Source organism: Micromonospora kangleipakensis (assembly GCF_004217615.1).
Lineage (GTDB): Bacteria > Actinomycetota > Actinomycetes > Mycobacteriales > Micromonosporaceae > Micromonospora > Micromonospora kangleipakensis.
Genome location: NZ_SHLD01000001.1, coordinates 6,441,355 through 6,462,407, shown reverse-complemented (window position 1 = coordinate 6,462,407; position 21,053 = coordinate 6,441,355). Strand labels below are relative to the sequence as shown.

The 21,053-nt window shown below is 76.1% G+C and carries 20 protein-coding genes; 8 read left to right on the top strand and 12 right to left on the bottom strand.

The annotated features are described in order from the left end of the window. Window positions 1-105: 105 nt before the first annotated feature. From EV384_RS30730 to EV384_RS30715, 4 genes are read left to right on the top strand one after another with little or no spacing between them, the layout of a single operon-like run. On the top strand, window positions 106-1,533 hold the full coding sequence (locus EV384_RS30730; RefSeq protein ID WP_130338858.1) for a hypothetical protein: 1,428 nt from the start codon (window positions 106-108) through the stop codon (window positions 1,531-1,533). Continuing rightward, the gene (locus EV384_RS30725; RefSeq protein WP_130338856.1) at window positions 1,530-2,993 is read left to right on the top strand and encodes an NADH-quinone oxidoreductase subunit NuoF family protein; all 1,464 of its coding nucleotides are present in this window, start codon (window positions 1,530-1,532) and stop codon (window positions 2,991-2,993) included. Before EV384_RS30730 ends, EV384_RS30725 begins: the two co-directional genes overlap by 4 nt. A gap of 20 nt (window positions 2,994-3,013) precedes the next feature. Next, entirely contained in the window at window positions 3,014-3,619 is a 606-nt protein-coding gene (locus EV384_RS30720; protein ID WP_130338854.1) for a TlpA family protein disulfide reductase, read from the top strand. After that, a complete protein-coding gene (locus EV384_RS30715) occupies window positions 3,619-4,608 on the top strand; it encodes a cytochrome c biogenesis CcdA family protein (RefSeq protein WP_130338852.1) in 990 nt (329 codons plus the stop codon). The genes EV384_RS30720 and EV384_RS30715 overlap by 1 nt, the downstream gene beginning before the upstream one ends. Before the next feature lie 307 nt (window positions 4,609-4,915). On the opposite strand, the gene serS is transcribed toward EV384_RS30715, so the two are convergent. From serS to EV384_RS30690, 5 genes are all read right to left on the bottom strand, one after another. Beyond that, window positions 4,916-6,202, bottom strand: coding sequence for a serine--tRNA ligase (gene serS / locus EV384_RS30710; RefSeq protein ID WP_130338850.1), 1,287 nt, complete (start codon window positions 6,200-6,202; stop codon window positions 4,916-4,918). 92 nt (window positions 6,203-6,294) lie between these two features. Further along, window positions 6,295-7,374: a DNA polymerase III subunit beta family protein gene (locus EV384_RS30705; RefSeq protein ID WP_130340919.1), complete on the bottom strand. Its 1,080-nt coding sequence runs from the start codon at window positions 7,372-7,374 to the stop codon at window positions 6,295-6,297. Between the two features lie 47 nt (window positions 7,375-7,421). Then, the gene (locus tag EV384_RS30700; protein ID WP_130338848.1) at window positions 7,422-8,609 is read right to left on the bottom strand and encodes a saccharopine dehydrogenase family protein; all 1,188 of its coding nucleotides are present in this window, start codon (window positions 8,607-8,609) and stop codon (window positions 7,422-7,424) included. 31 nt (window positions 8,610-8,640) lie between these two features. Then, on the bottom strand, window positions 8,641-9,792 hold the full coding sequence (locus tag EV384_RS30695; protein ID WP_130338846.1) for a zinc-dependent alcohol dehydrogenase: 1,152 nt from the start codon (window positions 9,790-9,792) through the stop codon (window positions 8,641-8,643). Further along, window positions 9,789-10,232, bottom strand: coding sequence for a hypothetical protein (locus tag EV384_RS30690; protein ID WP_423202929.1), 444 nt, complete (start codon window positions 10,230-10,232; stop codon window positions 9,789-9,791). Before EV384_RS30690 ends, EV384_RS30695 begins: the two co-directional genes overlap by 4 nt. Window positions 10,233-10,350: 118 nt before the next feature. Between EV384_RS30690 and EV384_RS30685 the strand changes: the two genes are divergently transcribed. Beyond that, window positions 10,351-13,374, top strand: coding sequence for a winged helix-turn-helix domain-containing protein (locus EV384_RS30685; protein ID WP_423202976.1), 3,024 nt, complete (start codon window positions 10,351-10,353; stop codon window positions 13,372-13,374). Window positions 13,375-13,441: 67 nt separating this feature from the next. Here EV384_RS30685 and EV384_RS30680 read toward each other — a convergent pair whose 3' ends face one another. From EV384_RS30680 to EV384_RS30670, 3 genes are all read right to left on the bottom strand, one after another. Beyond that, entirely contained in the window at window positions 13,442-13,993 is a 552-nt protein-coding gene (locus EV384_RS30680) for a DsbA family protein (protein ID WP_130338842.1), read from the bottom strand. Continuing rightward, complete coding sequence (locus EV384_RS30675) at window positions 13,990-14,226, bottom strand: hypothetical protein (protein ID WP_130338840.1); 237 nt, start codon at window positions 14,224-14,226, stop codon at window positions 13,990-13,992. Before EV384_RS30675 ends, EV384_RS30680 begins: the two co-directional genes overlap by 4 nt. An 80-nt stretch (window positions 14,227-14,306) precedes the next feature. After that, window positions 14,307-14,984, bottom strand: coding sequence for a BON domain-containing protein (locus tag EV384_RS30670; RefSeq protein WP_130338838.1), 678 nt, complete (start codon window positions 14,982-14,984; stop codon window positions 14,307-14,309). A gap of 270 nt (window positions 14,985-15,254) precedes the next feature. Between EV384_RS30670 and EV384_RS30665 the strand changes: the two genes are divergently transcribed. Continuing rightward, on the top strand, window positions 15,255-17,045 hold the full coding sequence (locus EV384_RS30665; RefSeq protein WP_130338836.1) for a hypothetical protein: 1,791 nt from the start codon (window positions 15,255-15,257) through the stop codon (window positions 17,043-17,045). A gap of 175 nt (window positions 17,046-17,220) precedes the next feature. On the opposite strand, the gene EV384_RS30660 is transcribed toward EV384_RS30665, so the two are convergent. Continuing rightward, entirely contained in the window at window positions 17,221-17,625 is a 405-nt protein-coding gene (locus tag EV384_RS30660; protein ID WP_130338835.1) for a hypothetical protein, read from the bottom strand. Between the two features lie 128 nt (window positions 17,626-17,753). Continuing rightward, window positions 17,754-17,897, bottom strand: a complete 144-nt coding sequence (locus EV384_RS35190; RefSeq protein WP_165440117.1) for a hypothetical protein — start codon at window positions 17,895-17,897, stop codon at window positions 17,754-17,756. 351 nt (window positions 17,898-18,248) lie between these two features. Between EV384_RS35190 and EV384_RS30655 the strand changes: the two genes are divergently transcribed. Beyond that, a complete protein-coding gene (locus EV384_RS30655) occupies window positions 18,249-18,587 on the top strand; it encodes an STAS domain-containing protein (protein WP_423202975.1) in 339 nt (112 codons plus the stop codon). 15 nt (window positions 18,588-18,602) lie between these two features. Here the strand turns inward: EV384_RS30655 and surE are convergent, their stop codons facing one another. Further along, window positions 18,603-19,463, bottom strand: coding sequence for a 5'/3'-nucleotidase SurE (gene surE / locus EV384_RS30650; protein ID WP_130338831.1), 861 nt, complete (start codon window positions 19,461-19,463; stop codon window positions 18,603-18,605). Further along, on the bottom strand, window positions 19,460-20,440 hold the full coding sequence (locus tag EV384_RS30645) for a 1-phosphofructokinase family hexose kinase (protein WP_207232518.1): 981 nt from the start codon (window positions 20,438-20,440) through the stop codon (window positions 19,460-19,462). The genes surE and EV384_RS30645 overlap by 4 nt, the downstream gene beginning before the upstream one ends. Window positions 20,441-20,522: 82 nt before the next feature. On the opposite strand from EV384_RS30645, the gene EV384_RS30640 reads away from it, so the two are divergent. After that, a complete protein-coding gene (locus tag EV384_RS30640; protein ID WP_242624370.1) occupies window positions 20,523-21,050 on the top strand; it encodes an SRPBCC family protein in 528 nt (175 codons plus the stop codon). Window positions 21,051-21,053: the final 3 nt, after the last annotated feature.

Here is a 21,053-nt window from a genome sequence, read left to right as displayed (position 1 = left end):
AGAAATTCGCCACCGCGCTGATCCGCTCGCCGCGTCGCTCCGTACCTGAGGAGGGAGCAGGGTTGGCCGGTGGGGGCGCCGCCGTGAGACACGATCGAGGAGCAGATGGCCCGGGCAAAGCAGAACGAGAAGGCGGCGACCGTCCGGACCACCAGCACCAGCCGAGGTGCCCGGACCCGGTCGAAGTCCGCGATGATCGCGCTGACCACGTCCGCGCTCGCCCTCGCCTGGGCCGGCGTCGAGCTGGCCGGCGTCGGCGGGACGATGTACGCGTACGGCTTCTTCTTCACCGAGTTCTTCGCCGGGGTGGTCGCCCTGGTCTCGCTCAGCCTCACCGTGATGATGGGGCTGCTCGCCACCGACCGGCTGGTGCTGCTGATCCGGCACCGGGTGCTGCTCCAGTCCGCGCACCGGGCCACCGGCATCCTCGGCGTGGCCGGGCTGGTCGTCCACGTCATCACCAAGATCTCGATCGGCCGGGCCGGGCCGACCGACGCGGTGGTGCCGTTCATCGGCGGCCGGGGGCTCTACGTCGGACTCGGCACGGTCGCCTCCTTCCTCATGGTCAGCGTGCTCTGGACCGGCCTGATCCGGGTCCGCTTCGCCGGGGTCGGTCCGAAGTGGCTCTGGCGGGCGCTGCACTCCATGGCGTACGTCTCCTGGCCGTTCGCCCTGATCCACGGCCTCAACGCGGGGCGACCGGCGACGTCCTGGGTGGTGGTTAGCTACCTCGCCTGCGTGCTGCTGGTGGTGGTGGCGCTGCTGGTCCGCTTCTCCGTCCACCTCGGCAAGCGCAGCCGGGAGCAGCACCAGGCCGCCGTGCTGAACCAGGCGATGGCCGGCAAGCCGGCCGAGGAGAGCCGGGGACTGCTCGGCGGCCTGGTCCGCCGACGCTCCGGCGAGGAGGAGAAGAGCCGCGCCGGCCGGGGCCGGGAGGGCGGCTGGGCGGAGACCACCGCGACCTCGTGGAGCGCGCCGGCCGGCACCGCCCGCCGCCGCGACCCCGACCGGTTCGCCGTGCCGGTGGTGCCCGAGCCCGGCTCGCTGCTGGAGCCCGTCCGGGCGGCCGCCCGCCGGTACCGGGACGAGGAGGAGAACGTCCCCCGCCGGTACCGGGACGAGGTGGACGCCCGCTACTCGGCACCGCCGCAGCGGCGGGTCGAGCCGGAGGAGCCGTGGGACAGCCCGCGGCGGTGGGAGAGCGGCGAACGACCGGTCTCCGCGGAGCCCATCTCCGCCGGGCCGATCTCAGCCGGCCCGGTGTCGGCCGGGCCGATCTCCGCGGCGCCGTGCAGCGGCGGCGGCCGGCACAGCGTTGCGGACGAGGTGCCGGAGGAGCCGGACTACTGGCGACCGCCGGCCCGGTACGTCCCGGACGAACTGCCCGTCGACGACACCCCCACCCTGGTCGACCTCGCCTCCCGGCGGGCGCTGCGGGCCGCCGGCGAGAGCCGGTCGTCCCGGCGGCGCCGGGCCAGCGCGGACGCGGTCGACGGCGCCTACTGGGCCGGGCTGCGGGGCGAGGCGAAGTGATGCGGACGACCGTGCCACCGGTCGCGTGCGTCGGCGAACCCCGCCTCACCGCCGGCTTCGCCGAGTTCGGCCGGCTCGACCTGCTGGCGCATGAGGAGGTGCACGGCCCGATCGGGCCGATGGAACCGGCCAGCCTGCTCCGGCTGGCCGAGGCGATCGACCTCAAGGGCAAGGGCGGCGCGGGCTTCCCGTTCGCCCGCAAGCTGCGCGCCGTGCTGGAGTCCTGCGAGCGGCAGAGCCTCTCCGCCGTGGTGGTGGTCAACGCCACCGAGGGGGAGCCGGCGAGCTGGAAGGACAAGGTGCTGCTCACCCGGGCGCCGCACCTGATCCTCGACGGCGCCGCGCTGGCCGCGTACGCCCTGGATGCCGAGGAGATCGTGGTCGGGGTGGCGGACGACGTGGGCCGGCCGTCGCTGACCGAGGCGTTGCAGGAACGCCGGATGCCGGTGCCGACCACCATCGTCACCGTGCCGCACCGGTTCATCTCCGGCGAGGGCGGCGCGCTGGTCAACGGCATCAACGGCCTGCCGCACATCCCGCCCGGCACCAAGAGGCGCTCCAGCGACTCCGGGGTCGGCGGGCTGCCCACCCTGCTCTCCAACGCCGAGACCTTCGCCCAGCTGGCGGTCGCCGCCCGGCTCGGCCCGTACGAGTACGCCGCGCTCGGCACCGACGACGAACCGGGCACCGTGCTGCTCACCGTCACCGGGGCGGCCGGCCGACCGGCGGTGGTCGAGTGCGCCGCCGGCACGCCGCTGCGGGAGATCCTCGACCTCTGCGAGGCGCCCGACGGGCCGGGGGTCCTGATGGGCGGCTACCACGGCAAGTGGATCACCCCCGAGGCCGCGGACCGGGCGGAGGTCTCCCGCAAGGGGCTGACCGCCGTCGGCGGCACCCTCGGCGCCGGCATCATCGTCCCGCTCGGCCGGGACACCTGCCCGCTCGGCGAGGCCGCCCAGGTGGTCCGCTACCTGGCCGGCGAGTCCGCCGGGCAGTGCGGGCCGTGCAAGATGGGCCTGCCCGACCTGGCCCGCGCCGTGGACCTCGCGGTCTCCGGCAGCGCCCCGATCGAGATCGTCCGGGCCGCGGCCGGCGACGTGAAGGGGCGCGGCGCGTGCAGCCACCCGGACGGCACCGCGCGGTTCGCCCTCTCCGCGGTGCAGGTCTTCGCCGAGGACCTGCGGCTGCACACCACCGGCGACGGCTGCGGCAAGCGGGTCAAGGGCGTGATGGGACTGCCCGGGGCGCCCGACGCGAACCCGCAGAACCTCACCCTGGACTGGTCCCGGTGCGACGGGCACGGACTCTGCGCGCACGTGGTTCCGGACTTCATCCGGCTCGACGCCAACGGTTACCCGGCCTTCCCGTCCACCCCGGTGCCGACCTGGCTGCGGGAGGGCGCGCTCAAGGCGGTCAAGGTCTGTCCCGAACTCGCGCTCCGGCTCGCCAGGGCCGAGTAGCCGACCGAGAGGAGACGCGGATGTCGCGTCGTACCACGGTGGCCCGCCGGGCCACCGCCGCCGTCGCGGTGGCCGCGCTGCTGGGCGTCGCGTCCTGCGCGGTCGGCCCGGAGCCGGCGCCGCCGGTGAGCGCCGTCGCGGCCGCGTCTCCCGCCGCCCCGACGATCGGGCCGGCCGCACCCACCGGCACACCCGCCGCCACGCCGGCGGTCCCGGCCAGGGTGCCGGAGACGTTGAAGTTCACCGCGAAGACCCTGGACGGTACGCGGTTCTCCGCCGCCGAGCTGGCCGGGAAGCCGGTGGTGCTCTGGTTCTGGGCGCCCTGGTGCGCCACCTGCGCCAGCCAGGCCTGGACGGTCGCCGAGATCGCCCCGAAGTACCGGGACACGGTGCCGATCGTCGGCGTCGCCGGCCTGGGTGAGCAGCAGGCGATGAAGGAGTTCGTCACCGAGTTCGACCTGGCCGGCACCCCGCAGCTCGACGACCGGGCCGGGGCGCTGTGGCGCCGGTTCGAGGTGGTCGAGCAGAGCACCTTCCTGATCATCGACCGGGACGGCCGGGTCGTCCACCAGGGCTTCCTCGACGGGGAGTCGCTCAGCCGGCGGGTCGCCGCGCTGGCCGGCTGATGACGCCGCTGCTGCTCGCCCTGACCGCCGGCATGCTCGGCGCGGTCAACCCGTGCGGCTTCGCGATGCTGCCCGCGTACCTGTCGCTGCTGGTCGCCGGCCCGCCGGACGGGCGCGGCGCGGTCGGCCGCGCGCTCACCGCGACCGTCGGGCTGACCCTCGGGTACGTCGTGGTCTTCGGCGCGTTCGGACTGGCCCTGGCGCCGCTGGCGGACTGGCTGCGCCCCCGGCTGCCCTGGTCGACCGTGACGCTCGGCCTGCTGCTGGCGGCGGCCGGCTGCTGGCTGCTCGCCGGCCGGCGGCTGCCCGCCCCGCGCCCGTTCGCCCGGGCGCCCCGGCTGACCCGTTCGCTGCCGTCCATGGCGCTCTTCGGCATGGCGTACGCGCTGGCCTCGCTGACCTGCACGGTCGCCCCGTTCCTGGCGATCGTGGTGACCAGCCTCCAGGCCGGCTCGACGCTGCGCGGGCTGGCGCTCTTCGGGGCGTACGCGATCGGGATGGGGCTGGTGGTCGCGGTGGCCGCGCTCGGCGTGGCCTTGCTGCGCGGCCGGGTGGTGGCCCGGCTGCGCGGCGCCGGCGCGCTCGTGCCCCGGTTGAGCGGCCTGGTGCTGCTCGTCGCCGGCGGCTACGTCGCCTGGTACGGCTGGTACGAGGTCCGGCTCGCGCTGGGCCGGCACGACGCCTTCGGCGACCCGGTCGTGGTGGCCGCGGCCCGGATCCAGCAGGGCCTGGTCGCCGGGCTGGACGCGGCCGGCCCGGCGGTGCTCGCGGCGGCCCTGGTCGCGCTGCTGCTGCTGGCCCTGTGGCGGCGGGCGACGGTCGCCGTCCGCACCGAAGGCCCCGGTCCCGAAGGCCCCGCGCCCGACGGTCCCGCGCCCGACGGTTCCCGGGCGGTGGCCGACCGCCCGGCGGCGGGTCCCGTGGCGGCGTCGGCCGCACCGGCGGCGGTGTCGCTGGTGGCGGCGACCGTGGCAGCGTCGGCGCACTGAGGTCGTCGCCGCGGTCCGTACCGGATCGGGTCCGTCGTCACGCTCCGCGGCGCCCGTCGAGAGCCGTTGTCTCCGTGAGCGTTATTCCTGTCAGGCATATTTATGCCTGACGGTCATAACCGTTGACGGACATGGTGTCGTCGGGGCGCCGGCGGCGGGCCCCAACCGGATCCGACGCGGAACGGGTCGGGCGGTCAGCCTCGACCCGGATCGGACCCCCGGGTGCGCGCGGCGAGGTGCCGAGCCGAGCCGGGACGACGAACGGCGGGGTCGGGAGGACCCGACGCCCGCCGTTCGGCGTGTGCGGTCAGCGGAGCGGCGTGAGCCGGTCGGTGCCGATCTTGTCGCGGAGCACCTCCGGCACCAGCACCGAGCCGTCGGGCTGCTGGAACTGCTCCAGGATGGCCGGGAAGAGCCGGCTGGTGGCCAGCGCCGAGCCGTTCAGGGTGTGCACGAAGCGGGTCTGCTTGCCGCCCGGCTCGCGGTAGCGGATCGCCGCCCGGCGGGCCTGGTAGTCGCCGGCCCAGGAGACCGACGACACCTCCTTGTACTTGCCGGTGCTCGGCATCCAAACCTCGATGTCGAGGGTCTTCTTCATCGCGGCGCTGGCGTCGCCGGCCGACAGCATGCTGCGCTGGTAGTGCAGGCCCAGTCGCTCGACCAGGCTCTCCGCGTGGGTGAGCATCTCCTCCAGCGCGGTGCCCGCCTGCTCCGGCAGGGTGAACTGGAAGATCTCCACCTTGTTGAACTGGTGGCCGCGGACGGTGCCGCGCTCGTCCGAGTGCGCGCCCGCCGCTTCCCGCCGGTAGCACGGGGTATAGGCGAACGCCTTCAGCGGCAGCTTCGCCGTCTCCAGGATCTCGTCCTGGTACGCCCCGAGGATCGCCGTCTCCGAGGTGGGCAGCAGGAACTGCCCGCGCGGGGCGGACTCCCGGTCCAGGTGGTAGACGTCGTCGTAGAACTTGGGGAACTGGCCGGCGGCGAAGCCGGCGGTGTCCAGCAGCAGGTGCGGCGGAAGCAGGAACTCGTAGCCGGCCTTGACGTGCTCGTCGATGAACCAGCTGATCAGGGCCCACTCCAGCCGGGCGCCCATGCCCGTGTACATCCAGAAGCCGGAGCCACCGAGCTTGACTCCCCGCTCGTGGTCCACCAGGCCCAACATCCGGCTCAGCTCGACGTGGTCGCGGACCTTCTCGAGCACCGGCGGCTCGCCGAAGGTCTTCACCACCCGGTTGGCCTCCTTGCCGCCGGGGACGACGTCGTCGGCGGGCAGGTTGGGCAGCTCGCTCATCGTGGTCCGCAGCCGGGACTGCACCTCGTCCAGCTGGGACTCCAGCTCGGCGAGCTGCTTGCGCTCGGCCTCCGGCGCGACGGGCTCCGGCGCGGTGCCGGCCCGCTTCGCCTGCGCGTACGCCCGAGCCTCGGCCTTGCGGCGCTGCCGCTCGGCGTCGATCTCCGTGATCAGGGCGCGGCGCTCCTGGTCGAGCCGCTGGACCTCGTCCAGGACCCGGTTGACCTCGGCGGGATCCAGGCGCTTCGCCAGCGCGGTCGCCACCGCCTCGCGATCCTTCCGGATCAACTCCATGTCGAGCATGCTGCTCGTACGCCTCCGTCCAGGCAGTCAGGTGGGACCCCCAGATGCTACCGTCGCGGCCCCGTCCGGCCGTCCCGCACCCGGGACCGGCGTCAGAGCCGCACGGGCATGAGGATGGAGAAGGCGTGCTCGTCGTCCGGGCGGCGCACGGCCAGCGGGGCGATCGGCCCGTCCAGCTCCAGCAGGAGCTGCCCCCGGTCCCCGGCGTCCAAGGCGTCGAGCAGGTACTCCCGGTTCACCCCGATTCGGACGACGTCCGCCTCCGGCGCCTCGTCCGGCCCGACCACCCGCAGCCCGCCCCGCGCGTCCAACCCCAGCACGGTCACCTCGGCGCGTACCCCGTCGTGCTCCTTCACCAGCACCGGCGCGCCCTCGGCGGTCACCGCCGCGCGCAGCGCAACCACGTCCACCACCACCCGGTGCGCCGGCGCGCCGGGAACGTGGCCGCGCAGCAGCCGGCGGTAGTCCGGGAAGTCGTACGGCAGGGGCGCGGTGCTCACCGTGCGTCCGGCGACGGAGACCTCGACGCGCTCCCGGTCGACGGTGACGTGCGCGTCCGGGGTGATCCCGGCGCCGGTGTCCAGCAGGGCGCGCGCCTCGTCGACGAAGCCGACCGGGACGAGCACCCGCACCGGCGGGCCGTCCATCTTCCACCCGGTCCGGGCCACCGCCAGCCGGTGCCGGTCGGTGGCGACCAGCCGTACGCCGTCCGGCTCGACCTCCAGCAGCACCCCGGCCAGCACCGGCAGCTCCGGGTCGGAGCCGACGGCGAAGCGGACCGCGTCGACGGCGGCGGCGAGGTCGGCACGGTGCAGCACGAGACGGGTGGTCATCGGGGTCTCCTCGGAGTCGATCAGGGCACGGACCCGGGAGAGCTCACGGCGGGCGTCGGCGAGGCCGTCCTCCAACCGGCGCAGGTGCGCGTCCAGCAGCCGGCCGACCACCGCCGGCTCGGACCGGTGCCGCAGCGCGGCGCCGATCTCGGCCAGTGGCATGCCGACCCGGCGCAGCCCGGCCACCAGCCGGGCCGGGGCGACCTGGTCGTCGGTGTACCAGCGGTAGCCGGTCACCGGGTCGACCAGCGCGGGCACCAGCACGCCGGAGCGGTCGTAGAACCGCAGCGCGCTCACCGTCAGCCCACTGGCCCGGGCCAGCTCGCCGATGCTGCGCAGTTCGCTCTCCACGACGACCGATCCTGTGCCCTCAACCCGGTCGAGGGTCAAGCCGTCGGGCCCTCGTCGACCACGCGGAACGTCATCCCCGCCTTGACCAGGCGCGCCAGGAGCGCGTCGCCCATCGCGGTCACCGGGGTCACCTGCCCCGACGTCGGCGGCAGGTCGTCGCACGCCAGGCAGAGCGCGGACTCGGCGAGCATCTTCGCGGTCTCGTCGTACCCGGGGTCGCCGCCGGCCACCTCGGTGAGCACCTTCCGGCCGCCGCCGACGCCCAGGAAGCGCACCTTGAACCAGGACTTCGCCCGCTGCTCGGCGGTCGGCCCCTGACCGGAGGAGAGCCGGCCGAGCAGCCAGCGCCGGGTCGGCGGCAGCTTCACCAGCCCGACCAGGCCGGCCATCCCGACCCCGGCGACCAGGATCGTCGGCAGCCGCTTCACCGCGGCGAAGTGCCGGTAGCGGAAGTCCGGGCCGTACTCCGGGCGGGCCGCCGCCGACCGGCGGACCACCTGCGGGTCGATGGTCGGCAGCGGCACCACCCACCGGCCCAGCTCCTTCGACCGGCCCACCTTCCCGGGCACCGCGCGGACCCGGCGGCCCTCGGGGCGCGGCTCGACCGCCTTGCGCGCCTTCGCGGCCCGGCTCATCTCCCCGGTCCGGGAGAACGCCGTCAGCGCCGAGTGGTACGTCCCGGCGGAGAACCGGCCGCCGGCCCGGACGAAGCCGTCCACGGTGATCGGCCCGTCCGACGGGAGCTGCTTGACGGTGTACCAGGCGCCGAGGTCGTGCGGGATCGAGTCGAAGCCGCAGGCGTGCACCAGCCGCGCCCCGGTGCGCACCGCCTCGGCGTGGTGCCGGATGTACATCAGGTCGACGAACTCCGGCTCGCCGGTGATGTCCAGGTAGTCGGTGCCGGCGGCGGCGCAGGCCGCGACCAGCGGCTCCCCGTGGTGGATGTACGGGCCGACGGTGCTGGCCACCACCCGGGCGCTCGCGGCGACCGCGCGCAGCGAATCCGGATCGGTCACGTCGGCGGTCAGCAGCGGCAGCCCGGCCAGCTCCGGGTCGATCGCGGCGAGCCGGTCCCGCACCGCGGCCAGCTTCTCCGGGTTGCGGCCGGCCAGCGCCCAGCGCAGTCCGGCCGGGGCGTGCCGGGCCAGGTACTCGGCGGTGAGGGCGCCGGTGAAGCCGGTCGCGCCGAACAGGACGAGGTCGTACGGGCGGTCGTCAGGCATCTGCCGAGTGTGCCACCCGCGGGCGCGCGGATCACGGGGCGAATACCGCCCGGACGCAGCCGTCGGCCCGCTCACGGAACAGCGCGTAACCGTCGGCGCCCCGCTCCAGCGGCAGGCGGTGGGTGGCCAGGTGCTCGGTGCGCAGCTCGTCGCGGGCCATCCGGTCCAGCAGCATCGGGATCCAGCGCTGCCCGTGCTGCCGGGCGCTGCGGACGGTGAGCCCCTTGTTCATCACCGCGCCGAGCGGGAACGTGTCGACGAACCCGGTCCAGGTGCCGAGGACGACCACCGTGCCGCTCTTGCGGCAGGCGTGCACCGCCTCGCGGAGCGCCAACGGCCGGTCCGCCCTGCCGCCGAGCCGGCCGCCGAGCAGCCCCGGTGGCTCCGGTTCCATGCCGACCGCCTCCACGCACACGTCCGGGCCCCGACCGCCGCTGCGTTCCCGCAGCTCGGCCGGGACGTCGACGTACCGGTAGTTGAGCGGCTCCGCGCCGACGTGCCGGTCGACCATGCGCAGCCGTTCGTCGTACCGGTCGATGACGATCACCCGGTGCGCGCCGCGCAGCAGGGCGGCCCGGGCGGTGAGCTGCCCGACCGCCCCCGCTCCCCAGACCGCGACGACGTCACCCGGCCCGACCTCGCCCAACTCGGCGCCCATCCAGCCGGTCGGCGCGGCGTCCGAGGCGAACACCGCCCGGTCGTCGCTGACCGGGTCGGGCACGGTGAACGCGCCGACGTCGGCGTACGGCACCCGGACGTACTCGGCGTGGCTGCCGGCGAAGCCGCCCAGCGGGGCGGGGTGGCCGTAGCAGCCGCCGGTGGGCTGGCCCCAGGCCGACTCGGTCGCCGCCGCGCCGGCGCCGCCGTTGTCGCAGCAGGCGAAGAGGCCCTGCCGGCAGAACCAGCAGGCGCCGCAGGCGACCGCCGCGCAGACCACCACCCGGTCGTCGAGCCGGTGCCGGCGTACCTCCGGGCCGACCTCGACCACCTCGCCGAGGAACTCGTGGCCGAGCACGTCCCCGGCCGCGAGGAACGGGATCCGCCCGCCCAGCAGCGGCAGGTCCGCGCCGCAGGTGGCGCTGCGCCGGACCCGGACGATCATGTCGTGCGCGTTGCGCAGCTCCGGGTCGGGCACCTGCCGTACCGCCAGCGCGTCGACGCCCTCCCAGCACAGTGCCCTCACCCGGCGGCCCCCGGACGGTCCAGCCGCGAGCGGTCCGCGCGGAGCACCTCGCCGGTCTCGGCGAGCTGCTTGGCCTCCCGCAGCGCCTGCCGGATCAGCAGCCCGGGGTCGTCGCCGACCAGGTGGGCGGCGAGGCCGGGCAGCCGCGGCGAGCCGCCGAGCGGTCGGGCGGCCAGCTCGGTGCCGCGGCCGCCGGGCGCCGGGCGGGCGTGCAGCTCCACCGCGCCGTCGAGCCGGCGCAGCGGCTCCGGCCACCTGCCGCCGGGCAGCACCGCCTCTGGCGGGCCGCCGACGGTCACCACCTGCCACCGCGCGGGCCGCGGGTCGGCGCCGGCCACCCGCGGCCAGCTCCACCGCCCGGGTACGACCAGCGCCCGGACCGCCGTCGCCCCCGCCGCGGACACCGCGAGGGCGATCGTGCCCCGGGCCAGCCGTCCCATCCGTACCACCTGCCCCTCGCCTCGTCGCGGGTCGGCGGGCGGCCGGTCACGCGCGGCCGACCGCCCGCGGGTGTCCAGCATCCGGGGGGCCCGGGTGAAGCCGGCTCGCCCCGAAGGGGTGAACCGGCGCGGGCCGGGTAACCGCTCGCCGCACGACCGGGAGCGGACGCGACGGGGGAGGGGCCGCATGCCGGAGGACCGCGACGGCGTCGGGACCGCGGACGCGCCGCCGCTGCTGGCGTCGCGGCTTTCGCCCGCCGTCCTGCCGGAGCCGGTGCTGGTCCGGCCCCGGCTGCTGGACCGGCTGGACCAGGGGGTCGCCGGGCCGGTCACCCTGGTCCGCGCTCCGGCCGGCTGGGGCAAGACCACGCTGCTCGCCTCGTGGGCGCGGGCGTCCCGGGCCGAGCCGCCGCCCGCCTGGTTGGCGGTGGAGGCCGGGGATACCGGGGAGCGGCTCTGGTCGTACCTGGCGGCGGCGCTGCGGGGGGTCGTAGAGGGTACGCCGGACGACACACCCCGCCCCCCGGTGCCGGAGACCCCGCCCCGCCCCGACCAGCTCGAACTGCTCGCGGCGGCGCTCGCCGCCCGGGAGCGCCCGGTGCTGCTGGTCCTGGACGACCTGCACCGGGTCACCGATCCGGCCGCGCTGACCGGGCTGGAGTTCCTGCTGCGCCACGCCGAGCAGCGGCTGCGGCTGGTGGTCGGCGCCCGGACCGACCTGCCGCTGGCCCTGCACCGCTGGCGGCTGGCCGGAGAGCTGACCGAGCTCGGGCCGGACGAGCTGGCCTTCACCGGCGAGGAGGTGGCCGACCTGCTGGTCGCGCACGGGGTGCGGCTGCCGGCCGCCGCGCTGCCCCGGCTGGTCGAGCGCACCGGGGGCTGGCCGGCCGGGCTGCGCTTCGCCGCGCTGGCGCTGCGCGCCCAGCCGGACCCGGCCCGCTGGGTGGAGCGGTTCGGCGGCGACCAGCCGGACGTCGCCGGGTACCTGCGCGAGGAGGTGCTCGGCCCGCTCGCCCCGGACGCCCGGGACGTGCTGCGGCGCAGCGCGGTCGCCACCGCCGTCTGCGCCGACCTGGCCGACGCCGTCACCGGCCGGGCGGACTCGGGGCCGCTGCTGGCCGCCCTGGCCCGGGACGGCGGGTTCCTGCGGCAGGACGGCAGCAGCCCGCCCTGGTACCGCTGCCACCCCCTCCTGGCCGACCTGCTCCGCGACGAGCTGGGCCGGCTCCCCGCCGACGAGCTGCGCGACCTGCACGCCCGGGTGGCCGACTGGTACGCCGGGAACGGCCGCCCGGCGGAGGCGTTGCGGCACGCGCTGGCCGGGGGCGCCTGGGACCGGGCCACCGAGCTGCTCATCGGGCACTGGCCGGAGCTGGCGCCGTACGACCGGGACCTGCCAGCCGCTCCGCCGCCCGCCGACCCGCCCGCCGAGGCGCTCCGCCGGGACCCGGAGCTCGCGCTGGCCTGCGCGGCGGAACGGGCGCACGCCGGGGACGCGACCGCCGCCGCCGGGCACCTGCGGCGGGCCGTGGAGCACGCCCGCACGCTGCCCGCACCGCGCCGGGACCGGTTCCGGCGGCTGGCCACCGCGCTGGAACTCACCCTGGCCCGGCTGGCCGGCGACCACGAGGAGGTACGCCGGGTCGCCGCCCGGCTGCTCGCGACGCGCACCGCCCCCGGTCCGGGGGACGATCCGCGCGCCGGGGCCGGCGAGGACGCCGACGTCCGGGCCGTCGCCGGCACGGCGCTCGGCCTGGTCGAGCTGGCCGAGGGGGAGCCGCGCGCCGCCGGGGACCGGTTCGCCGATGCGCTGGCCGCGGCGCGGCAGGCCGGCCGGCCCCGGACCGAGCTGGTCTGCCTCAGCCGGTCGGCCCTGCTCGACGCGGTCCGGGGCGACCTGCAGTCGGCCGACCGGAGCGCGCGGGAGGCACTGGCCCTGCCGCCCTGCCAGGGGTGGTCCTGCCGGGTGGACTGCGGGCACGCGTACCTGGCGCTGGCGCTGGTGGCGTTGCACCGGGACGAGCCGGCGGAGGCGGCGGCGAACCTGTCCCTCGCGGCACCGGCCGCCGGGGACCCCGGCGTGGCCGCGCTGGCCGCGCTCTGCCGGGCGGAGCTGCTGGCCGAGAGCGGCGAGCCGGCCGCCGCCCTCCGCACGCTGGTCGAGGCCCGGCAGGGGCTGGCCGAGGCCCACGCGGGGCGGGTCGGCACCCGGGAGGGGCTGCCCGAGGACCGGGAGGTGCGGGTCGAGGACCGGGCCGGGCTGGTTGACGGCCGGCCCGCCGCCGCGGAGCTGACCGCCTGGTTGACCGCCGCGGAAGCCCAGCTGCGCGCCGCCGTCGGCGACCTCGACACCGCCCGTGGCCTGCTGGTCGAGGCGCTGCGCCGGGCGGACGCCGAGGCCGCCCGGGAGCCGGCCGGCGGCCGGCTCCCGGCCGGGCCGCCGGGTGTGCCGTCCGCCACCGGCGGGGCGCCGGGTGGTGGGGGCGCGTCGACGGGGTGGGACGACCGGACGCCGGACCGGGGGGACGACGCCCGGCGGTCGAGCGGCGAGGCGGCGGCGCTGTGGGTGGCGCTGGCGCGGGTGGAGCTGCGGGCCGGTGATCCCCGGGCCGCCGCGCACGCGGTACCGGACTGGTCGGCCCCGGAGGCGGAGTCCTGGCCGCTGCCGCTGCGCCTCGCCGCCGGCGTCCTCGACGCGGTCCTGGCCCGGGAGGGCGGCGACGACCGGCGGGCCGGTCGGCTCGTGGAGCGGGTGCTCGACCTGGCCGAGCCGGCGGGGTACCGCCGGGTCTTCACCCGCGCCGAGCCCGGGCTGCGCGACGTGCTCGCCGCCCACCTGGACTCCGGCACCGCGCACTGGCCGACGGTGAGCGACCTGGTCCGCGGCGCGGACGAGCGGCACGCGGACGAGTCGGCGGACCGGCCGGGCGGGCCGGAGCGGGCGTTGGACGAGCCGCTCACCGAGCGGGAGCTGACCATCCTGCGGTACCTGCAGAGCATCCTGTCCAACGTGGAGATCGCCAGCGAGCTGTCACTGTCGGTCAACACGGTGAAGACGCACGTGCGCAACATCTACCGCAAGCTCGACGCGACCCGCCGTCGCGAGGCGGTCCGGCGGGCCCGTGAGCTCCGGTTGATCTGACGGCCGCAGCCGTCCACCAGGGTTGATCTGACGGCGCAGCCGTGGGTCGGCGCTGGTCCGGTCGGGGTCAGGCGTTCGCGGCGGCGTCCACCGCGGCCAGCAGGTCCGCCAGGTCGTAGCCGCCGTCGTGGCGGACCTCGTTGACGAAGAGGGTCGGGGTGCCGTTGACGCCGCTGCGGATGCCGCCGACGAAGTCCCGCCGGACCCGGTCGGCGTACGCGTGCCCCTTCACCTCCGCGTCGACTTCCTCGGGCGGCAGCCCGAGCTGTTCGACGCCGAGCGACAGGTGCACCGGGTCGAGCTGGTCCTGGTGCTCGTAGAGCCAGTCGTGCATCTCCCAGAACCGTCCGCGCCGGCCGGCGGCCTCGGCCGCCTCCGCCGCGCTCTCCGCGTACGGGTGCACGTTGGCGATGGGGAAGTGCCGGTAGACCAGCCGGACCTGGTCCGCGCGCTGGCGCAGCACCTCGGCCAGGTTCGCGTACGCGGCGCCGCAGAACCGGCACTGGAAGTCGCCGTACTCGACGAGGGTCACCAGCGCCTCCACCGGCCCGCGGGCATGGTCGGTCTCGGTCACCGGGATCCGCAGCTTCGCGGTGGTGACCTGCAGTGGCGTCGTCATCCGGCCGTCACCCGCCGATTCGTCTCCAGCCGTTCGAGGGCGTCGAGGATGCCGTCCACACCGGGGTTGACGTCCGTCGGGGAGAGATGGCTCCAGGTGACCGCGCCCTGGCGGTCGATTACCGGGTGGCCGCGTAACTGCCCGGGGCCCACCTGTCGCCCGTCCGGGGTGCCCGGCAGCGTGAACCCGGGCGCGGGACGCCCGGGGCTGATCAGCCCGTTCGGATCAGTCATGGGTTCCACGCTCGCTCCGGACGGGGTGAGCCGGGATCACCCGGGCCGGGTGGTTCCCGCCGGCCACCCGGCCGGGCCGCTCAGCGGCCCACCGCGACGTGGTTGTGCACCTCGCGGATGCCGGGCGCCGACCAGACGACCCGTTCGATCTCCTCGCGCTCCGGCACCGAGTGCACCAGGCCCTCCAGCACGACGGTGTCGCCGTGCACCCGGACGCTGATCCCCTCGGCCTCGGTGGCGCCGTTGCGGGCCAACGCGTCCACGATCCGCTCGGCCAGGTCGCGACTGTCGGCCCGGACCGCCGGCCGGACGGTCATGCCGTTGCTCACCCCGCGTACGCCGGTCAGCCGGCCGACCGCGCGTTCGGCGGCGCGGCGCTGGTACTCCCACTCGACCTCGCCGTGCAGGGTGACCCAGCCGTCCGCCACGGTCACGTTGAGGGCCTCGATCGGCACGAACGCGTCCCATTCCAGGGCCCGGCTGGCCGCGGTGGCGATCTCCGGGTCGCTCTTCTCGGCCGCGGTGGAGATCCGGACGGCCAGGTCGTTGGCGACCGCCCGGACCCGGGACACCCGGTGGGCGGCCCGCTCGGCGGCCCACTTCTTGGCGTAGCTGTCCACCCAGCCGGTCAGCGTCACCACCCCGTCGGTGACGGTCACCCCGATCTCGTTGGGGCGTACCCGGGGTTCCCAGGTCAGCTCGTCGAGGACGTCGGTCTGGATGTCCTGGTCGGTCCGGGTGACGGTTGCGGTGGCCATCGATCACTCCTTCACGGATCGGATTCGCTGCGGTGCGCCCACCCGCCGGCACGGACGCCGCCAGCACCGATCCTGACCCCGCCCCGGGTGACCTGTCCTCACCCGACCCGGGTGACCCGCGCCCGCGACCTTGCGCTCGCTGCCCCGGCGAACGGGGCGAATCGCCCGCCCGGCGGCCCCCAACCGCAAGATCGCGGGGAGCGGGAGGTCAGGGCGTGGACCGGGGGTGGGTGGGTCGGGCACGATCGCGGGGGCGACGGGGGGCGGGCGATGAGTGGTGTGCGGGAGGCGGTCGCGGTCGGCGGGGTCGCGGTCCCGGGCCGGCGGGGCGGGGTCGTGCGGGGGCGGGGGTCGGGGCTCGTCGGGGCGGCCGGGCGGCTGGTCCGGCACGAGTGGACGGTCCTGGTGCTCGGCTCGCTGCTGCTGGCCGCGGCGATGACCTGGCCCACGCTGCGGGACGTCACCGGGACGCTGCCACAGGACACCGGTGACCCGACGTTGCAGGCGTGGCAGATCGCCTGGGGCGGGCACGCCCTGCGCACCGATCCGGTGCGGGTCTGGCACTCCAACACGTTCTTCCCCGAGCCCTACACCTACGCCTACTCGGACACACTGCTCGGCTTCGCCCCGGCCGGCCTGGTCGGCGCGGGACCGGTGGCCGCCGTCGCCCGCTACAACCTGGTCTACGTGCTGGTGCACGCGCTCGCCTTCGTCGGGGCGTACGCGCTGGCCCGGCAGCTCGGATCGGGGCGGGCCGGCGCGGCGGTGGCCGGCGCCTCCTTCGCGTACGCCCCGTGGAAGCTGGCCCAGGCCGGGCACCTGCATGTGCTCTGCGTGGGCGGGATCGCCCTGTCGCTGGCCATGCTGGCCCGGGGGCACGGCTGGTCGCTGCGCCGGGGCCGCCGTCCCCGACGGGTCCGCCCGGGCTGGGCGGCGGCGGGCTGGGCGGTCGCCGCCTGGCAGGTCACCCTCGGCTTCGGCATCGGCCTGCCCTTCGCGTACGCCCTCGGCCTGCTCTGCCTCGGCGCGGCCGGCGGGTACGGCTGGTCGTGGTGGCGGCGTCGGGCCCGGCCGGTCCTGCCGCGCGGGCTGCTCCTGGCCGACCTGGCCGGTGGGACCGCGTTCGCCGGGGTGACCCTGCTGATGGCCGCGCCGTACCTGGAGGTGGTGGCCCGGCACCCGGCCGGCCGGCGGACGGTCGCGCAGATCGCGATGTTCTCCCCGCCGCCACACGGGTTCCTGACCGCGCCGCCGGAGTCCTGGCTCTGGGGCGACGCGCACGGCGCGGCCCGGGCCACGCTGGGTTTCCCCACCGAGATGACCCTGCTGCCGGGGATGACGCTGCTGGGGCTCGCCGCCGCCGGGTTGTTCTTCTCCGGCTGGCGGATCCGGCACCGGCTGGCGCTGGGAATGGGGGTGCTGGTCAGCGCGGCGCTGGCCGCCGGCGCCACGCTGGGCGGGGACGGCGATCCCGGGTACGTCACGCTGGTCCGCCACCTGCCCGGCTGGGACGCCATCCGCACCCCGGGGCGGCTGGTGCTCTGGACCACGCTGCTGCTCGGGATGCTGGCCGCCGGGGCGCTGACCGTACGCCGCTCGGAGCTGCCGCCCGGCGTCGGGGGGTGGCGGCGGTGGGCGCGGTGGGTGCTCGTCCTGCCGGTGCTGCTGGTGCTGCTGGAGGGGGTCAACCGCACCCCGCACGTGCCGGTGCCCGCCGAGCCGGCGGCGCTGCGCGGGCTGACCGGCCCGGCCCTGGTGTTGCCCAGTGGTGGCACCCGCGAATTCCACGTGATGCTCTGGTCGACCGACGGCTTCCCCCGGATCGTCAACGGCCTGGCCTCGTTCACCCCGGCCAGCCAGGAGCGGATCCGGGCGGCGAGCGTCACCTTCCCGGACGCCGCGTCGGTGGCGTACCTGCGGGCGTCGGGGGTGCGCACGGTGGTGCTGCTGCCCGGTTACGCGGCCGGTACGCCGTGGCGGGAGGCGGCCGGGCGGCCGGTGGACGGCCTGGGGATCCGCCGGGAGCCGGTGGGCGACGGGCTGGTCTTCCACCTGGACTGACCGACCGTCCTAATCGGACAAAGCCCGTCCGGGTGGCTGTCTCCTCCGGGGCAGCCACCCCGGGCGGGCACGGCTGTCTCTCCTCGTCCGGCCCGGCGCCGCGCCTCATCGGGCCGGACGGCGAACGGCGGTGTCCCCGGGGTCGGGGACACCGCCGTGTCGTCGGTGCGTCGGGTCAGCCGTCCAGGCCGACGGGCGAGTTGGGCCGGTCCACGTCGACGAACTCGATCTCGTCGGCGTCCCGGCCCCGGCTGCCGGCGGCCCGGGCGGCGGTGCCGGCGGCCCAGCCGAGGGCCGCGCCGACCAGCGCGGCGCTGATCAGCAGGGTCCAGGGCAGCGCCGGACGGCGGCCGGCGAGCGCGTCGAAGGCGAGGGTGGCCCGGCGGCGGGCCTCCTCGGCGGCGGTGCCGACCAGGTCGGTGGCGTCGTCGGCCAGGCCCGAGCCGCCGCGCCGGGCGGACCGGGCGGTGTCCCGGACGCTGTCACCGGCGGAGCTGACGGACGAGACCAGGTGCTGCCACGCCTGGTCCGCGATCCGCTCGGGCTTGCTGCGGCGGTCCAGCAGAGTGGTTCCGAACATCGTGCTTACCTCCTCGGGGTGCCGAAGCCCGGGGGCCACTTCGGACTCCGGCGGCTGTCCGGCGCGTGACTGTTCGCTTACCCGCCAGTGCCCGTCCGGGCGTTGGCGCAAACCATCCGCCGGTCCGCTCAGCGGACCGAGACGGTCACCGGCCCGCGGGCGAAGTCGTCATCGTCGTCGTCATCGTCGTCGTCCCCGCCACCGAAGCCACAGGCCAGTACGAGAGCGAGCAGGGCGCCGACACCGGTCAGCCCGAGCAGTCTCCTGATCATCGATCATCCTCTCCGTCCGGGGCACTCCCGGCCGATGCTAAGCGGCGGGGTCAACCGAACGCGCCGATCGTCGGGGATACGCGCCCGGCGGGCGCGGGACCGCTACCCTGGTGCGGCGGATCGGCCGGCACCGGTCGATCGTTGGAGACAGCGAAACCCGGACGTCGGGAAAATAGGAACCAGAAGGTCCGGATTGGGCTGCCCAGGTGTGCCCGGTCCGCGAATTGCTCATCCCGAGGGGTGGCGACCGAGGCCGTCGGAGGAATACTCTCGGTCGCGGCCCGCGTACTGATGAGGCGCCCGTCATGGGCGAGTGGAGGTGCTCGCGTGAGCCTGTCGATCGTGAAGTCGATGCTGCCGGGTGGTGTCATCCAGATCGCCCCGCGAGGTGAAATCGACGTCGACACCGCCTACGAGGTCCGCGAGGCGATCGCGGAGGTGCTCGCGAAGGGCCGCCCGTCCCGGATCGAGCTGAACATGCGGTTGGTCACCTTCATCGACTCCGTGGGCATCAGCGCGATGGTCGCGGGCTTCCAGACCGCCGAGGTCAGCGGCGTGAAGCTGATCGTGACCGAGCCGAGCCGGTTCGTGCACCGGCAGCTCTGGGTCACCGGCCTGCTCGGCCTCTTCGGCGCACCCGAGCCCTACTTCGCCGGCACCGCGACCCGCGAGGTGCTCCCCGGCGCCTGAGGCCGCTCCGATCGATCACGACTCCCGCCGGCCGCCGGCCGGGGGTCGGTCCTCGGGTGCGCCGAGGCCGGAGAGGTCGACGTCGGAGACCTCCGTCACGGCCCGCACGGCGGTGACCGAGGCGTACCCGTCGGCGAGCAGGGCCAGGTCGGTGCCGGGCTGGACGGCCTGGCCGGGCTCCTCCAGCGAGGTGCGGACGAAGCCGTGTCCCGACTCGGCGACCGTCATCTGCACCTGACCGAAGCTGGCCAGGGTTCCCTTCCGGACCCCGCGCAGCCGGCCGTGCGGCAGGTCGGGCGCGTTGACGTTGAGCACGCTCTCCACCGGCCCGGCCAGCAGCCGGGGCAGCAGGTCGAGGGCGACCCGGGCGGCGGTGGACCAGTGCCGCTCCGCGTCGCGTACCCGGGCGGCGGCGGCCACCGCGGCGCCGCCGCTGGCCGCGGTGGCCTCCCCGACGGAGAGCACATCCAGGGAGACCGCCATCGCCCGGCAGCCGTTCGCAGCGGCGGTGAACGCGGCGCCCACGGTGCCCGAGTGCAGCACCGCGCGGCCGGCGTTCGCGCCCCGGTTGATCCCGGAGAGCACCACCGTCGGCGGCGGCCCGAACGCGCCGTGCACCGCGATCAGCGCGATGAAACCGGGTGAGCCGCCCACCCCGTACGCCGGCACGTCGGGCAGCTCCGGCAGCGGGTGCTCGCGGACCACCACGTGCCCCTCCCGCTCCACCGCGGTCATCGCGGCGCTGGCGCCGCTCGCCTCCTCCAGCGGCGCGGCGACCACCACGTCCAGCCCGCGGTCCACCGCGGCCCGGGCCAGCCAGCCGATGCCGGGCGCGGCGATGCCGTCGTCGTTGGTCACCAACACCCGCAGCGTCATCGTTCGGCCGCCCGCTCGGCCAGCTCGTCGGGGGTGGTCCGCTCCTGCGGCCGGGTGCCCGCCGGCACCAGCCGGACCCGCTCCACCAGCCCGGTGATCGAGTCCAGCCGCCCGGTGCCGGGCCCGTGCCGGGTCACGTTCAGGGCCCCGGCCGCGGCGCCGGTACGGATCGCGGTGCGCACGTCACCGCCGCTGGCCGTCACGGCGGCCACCCCGGCGGTCATCGAGTCGCCCGCGCCGCGTGGGTCGGTCGCCTGCAGGCGGGGCATCTCCACCTCGAAGACCTCCCCGTCGACCAGGGCCAGCGCCGGCTCCTCGGCGCGGCTCACCACGACGTTCTCGGCGCCGGTGGAGTGCAGGTCGTACATCGCCCGGGTGAGCTGCTCCTCGTCGTCGCCCTCGGCCCGCCCGTCGACGATCAGCTCCTCGTGGCTGACCTTGAGGAAGAAGACGCCGCTGGCCAGCACCGCGGTGAGATGCTCGCCGGCCAGGTCCACCACCACCCGGCTGCCGTTGGCGCCCAGGTCGGCGGCGACGCGCCGGTAGAGGTCGGCCGGGACCAGCGTCGGGTCGTTCGGGCCGCTGAGCACACTGACCGGGGCCCGCAACCCCTCGCCGAGGGCCAGGTTGTAGAGCTCGTCCAGCTCGTGCCGGCTGAGCGGGTGGCCCGGCACGTCGACGATCTCCTGCCGGGTGCCGCCCCGCCGATCGTGCACGTACCCGCCGCTGCCGCCCGAGTCGCGGACCACCGCCTTGAGGTCGACGCCCTCGCTGACCAGCAGCGGCTCCAGCACCTGGCCGATCTCGCCGCCGAGGCTGGCGCAGAGCACCACCTCCACCCCGAGCGACATGATCATCCGGGCCTGCCAGACCCCCTGCCCGCCGGGGTGCAGGTGCAGCTCGGGGTGGTCGGCCGGCTGGTCGACGGTCACGGTGAGCCGGGGCGTCGGCGCGAAGACCATCACGTGTCCGCTCATCCGCCGTACCCGTCCATCCGCGCCACCTCCTCGTCCCGCCGGGCGTCCGGATTCCCCGCCGGCCCCGCGTCATGCCGAGGCGTTGCCAGCCCGCCCGCCGTACGGGACGATCGGGCGGACCGCCGACGGCGAGGGGGACGGTGTGCTCAGCCGCGACACGTTCAGCTACACCGTGCAGGCCCGGTGTTCCCGGGCCGAGGCGGTCGCGCTCCTCGGCGACCTGACCCGCCAGGGCGAGCTGCACCCGCTGATCGTCGGCGTGCGCCGGCTGCCGCCCCGCCCGGGCGCGCTGGCCAGCTACGCGATCACCGACCGGCTGGCGGTCGGGCCGCTGCGCTTCCCGGTCACCTACCAGGCCGACGTGCTGATCGCCACCGAGGACGAGGTGGTGACGGTGGCCCGGCAGCGCCCGGCCACCACCGTGCGCAACCACACCCGGCTGCGGGACGAGCCGGGCGGCGTGACGCGGATCGACGTCGAGATCACCCTCGCCGCGCCGGCGCCCCTGTTCGGGTACGCCTTCCGGCAGGCCCGGGCGGCCCACCTCGGGCTCGCCAGCCGGCTCGGCGCGGTGCTGGACCGCGGTCCGGACGCGCCAGCCGCCAGCTGACCG

What these genes read in the sequence shown, in the direction of transcription:
- EV384_RS30730 (WP_130338858.1), top strand. Translation starts at nt 106, where the DNA reads ATGGCCCGGGCAAAGCAGAACGAGAAGGCGGCGACCGTCCGGACCACC.
- EV384_RS30720 (WP_130338854.1), top strand. Translation starts at nt 3,014, where the DNA reads ATGTCGCGTCGTACCACGGTGGCCCGCCGGGCCACCGCCGCCGTCGCG.
- EV384_RS30715 (WP_130338852.1), top strand. Translation starts at nt 3,619, where the DNA reads ATGACGCCGCTGCTGCTCGCCCTGACCGCCGGCATGCTCGGCGCGGTC.
- serS (WP_130338850.1), bottom strand. Translation starts at nt 6,202, where the DNA reads ATGCTCGACATGGAGTTGATCCGGAAGGATCGCGAGGCGGTGGCGACC.
- EV384_RS30700 (WP_130338848.1), bottom strand. Translation starts at nt 8,609, where the DNA reads ATGCCTGACGACCGCCCGTACGACCTCGTCCTGTTCGGCGCGACCGGC.
- EV384_RS30690 (WP_423202929.1), bottom strand. Translation starts at nt 10,232, where the DNA reads ATGGGACGGCTGGCCCGGGGCACGATCGCCCTCGCGGTGTCCGCGGCG.
- EV384_RS30680 (WP_130338842.1), bottom strand. Translation starts at nt 13,993, where the DNA reads ATGACGACGCCACTGCAGGTCACCACCGCGAAGCTGCGGATCCCGGTG.
- EV384_RS30675 (WP_130338840.1), bottom strand. Translation starts at nt 14,226, where the DNA reads ATGACTGATCCGAACGGGCTGATCAGCCCCGGGCGTCCCGCGCCCGGG.
- EV384_RS30670 (WP_130338838.1), bottom strand. Translation starts at nt 14,984, where the DNA reads ATGGCCACCGCAACCGTCACCCGGACCGACCAGGACATCCAGACCGAC.
- EV384_RS30665 (WP_130338836.1), top strand. Translation starts at nt 15,255, where the DNA reads ATGAGTGGTGTGCGGGAGGCGGTCGCGGTCGGCGGGGTCGCGGTCCCG.
- EV384_RS30660 (WP_130338835.1), bottom strand. Translation starts at nt 17,625, where the DNA reads ATGTTCGGAACCACTCTGCTGGACCGCCGCAGCAAGCCCGAGCGGATC.
- EV384_RS35190 (WP_165440117.1), bottom strand. Translation starts at nt 17,897, where the DNA reads ATGATCAGGAGACTGCTCGGGCTGACCGGTGTCGGCGCCCTGCTCGCT.
- EV384_RS30655 (WP_423202975.1), top strand. Translation starts at nt 18,249, where the DNA reads ATGCTGCCGGGTGGTGTCATCCAGATCGCCCCGCGAGGTGAAATCGAC.
- surE (WP_130338831.1), bottom strand. Translation starts at nt 19,463, where the DNA reads ATGACGCTGCGGGTGTTGGTGACCAACGACGACGGCATCGCCGCGCCC.
- EV384_RS30645 (WP_207232518.1), bottom strand. Translation starts at nt 20,440, where the DNA reads ATGAGCGGACACGTGATGGTCTTCGCGCCGACGCCCCGGCTCACCGTG.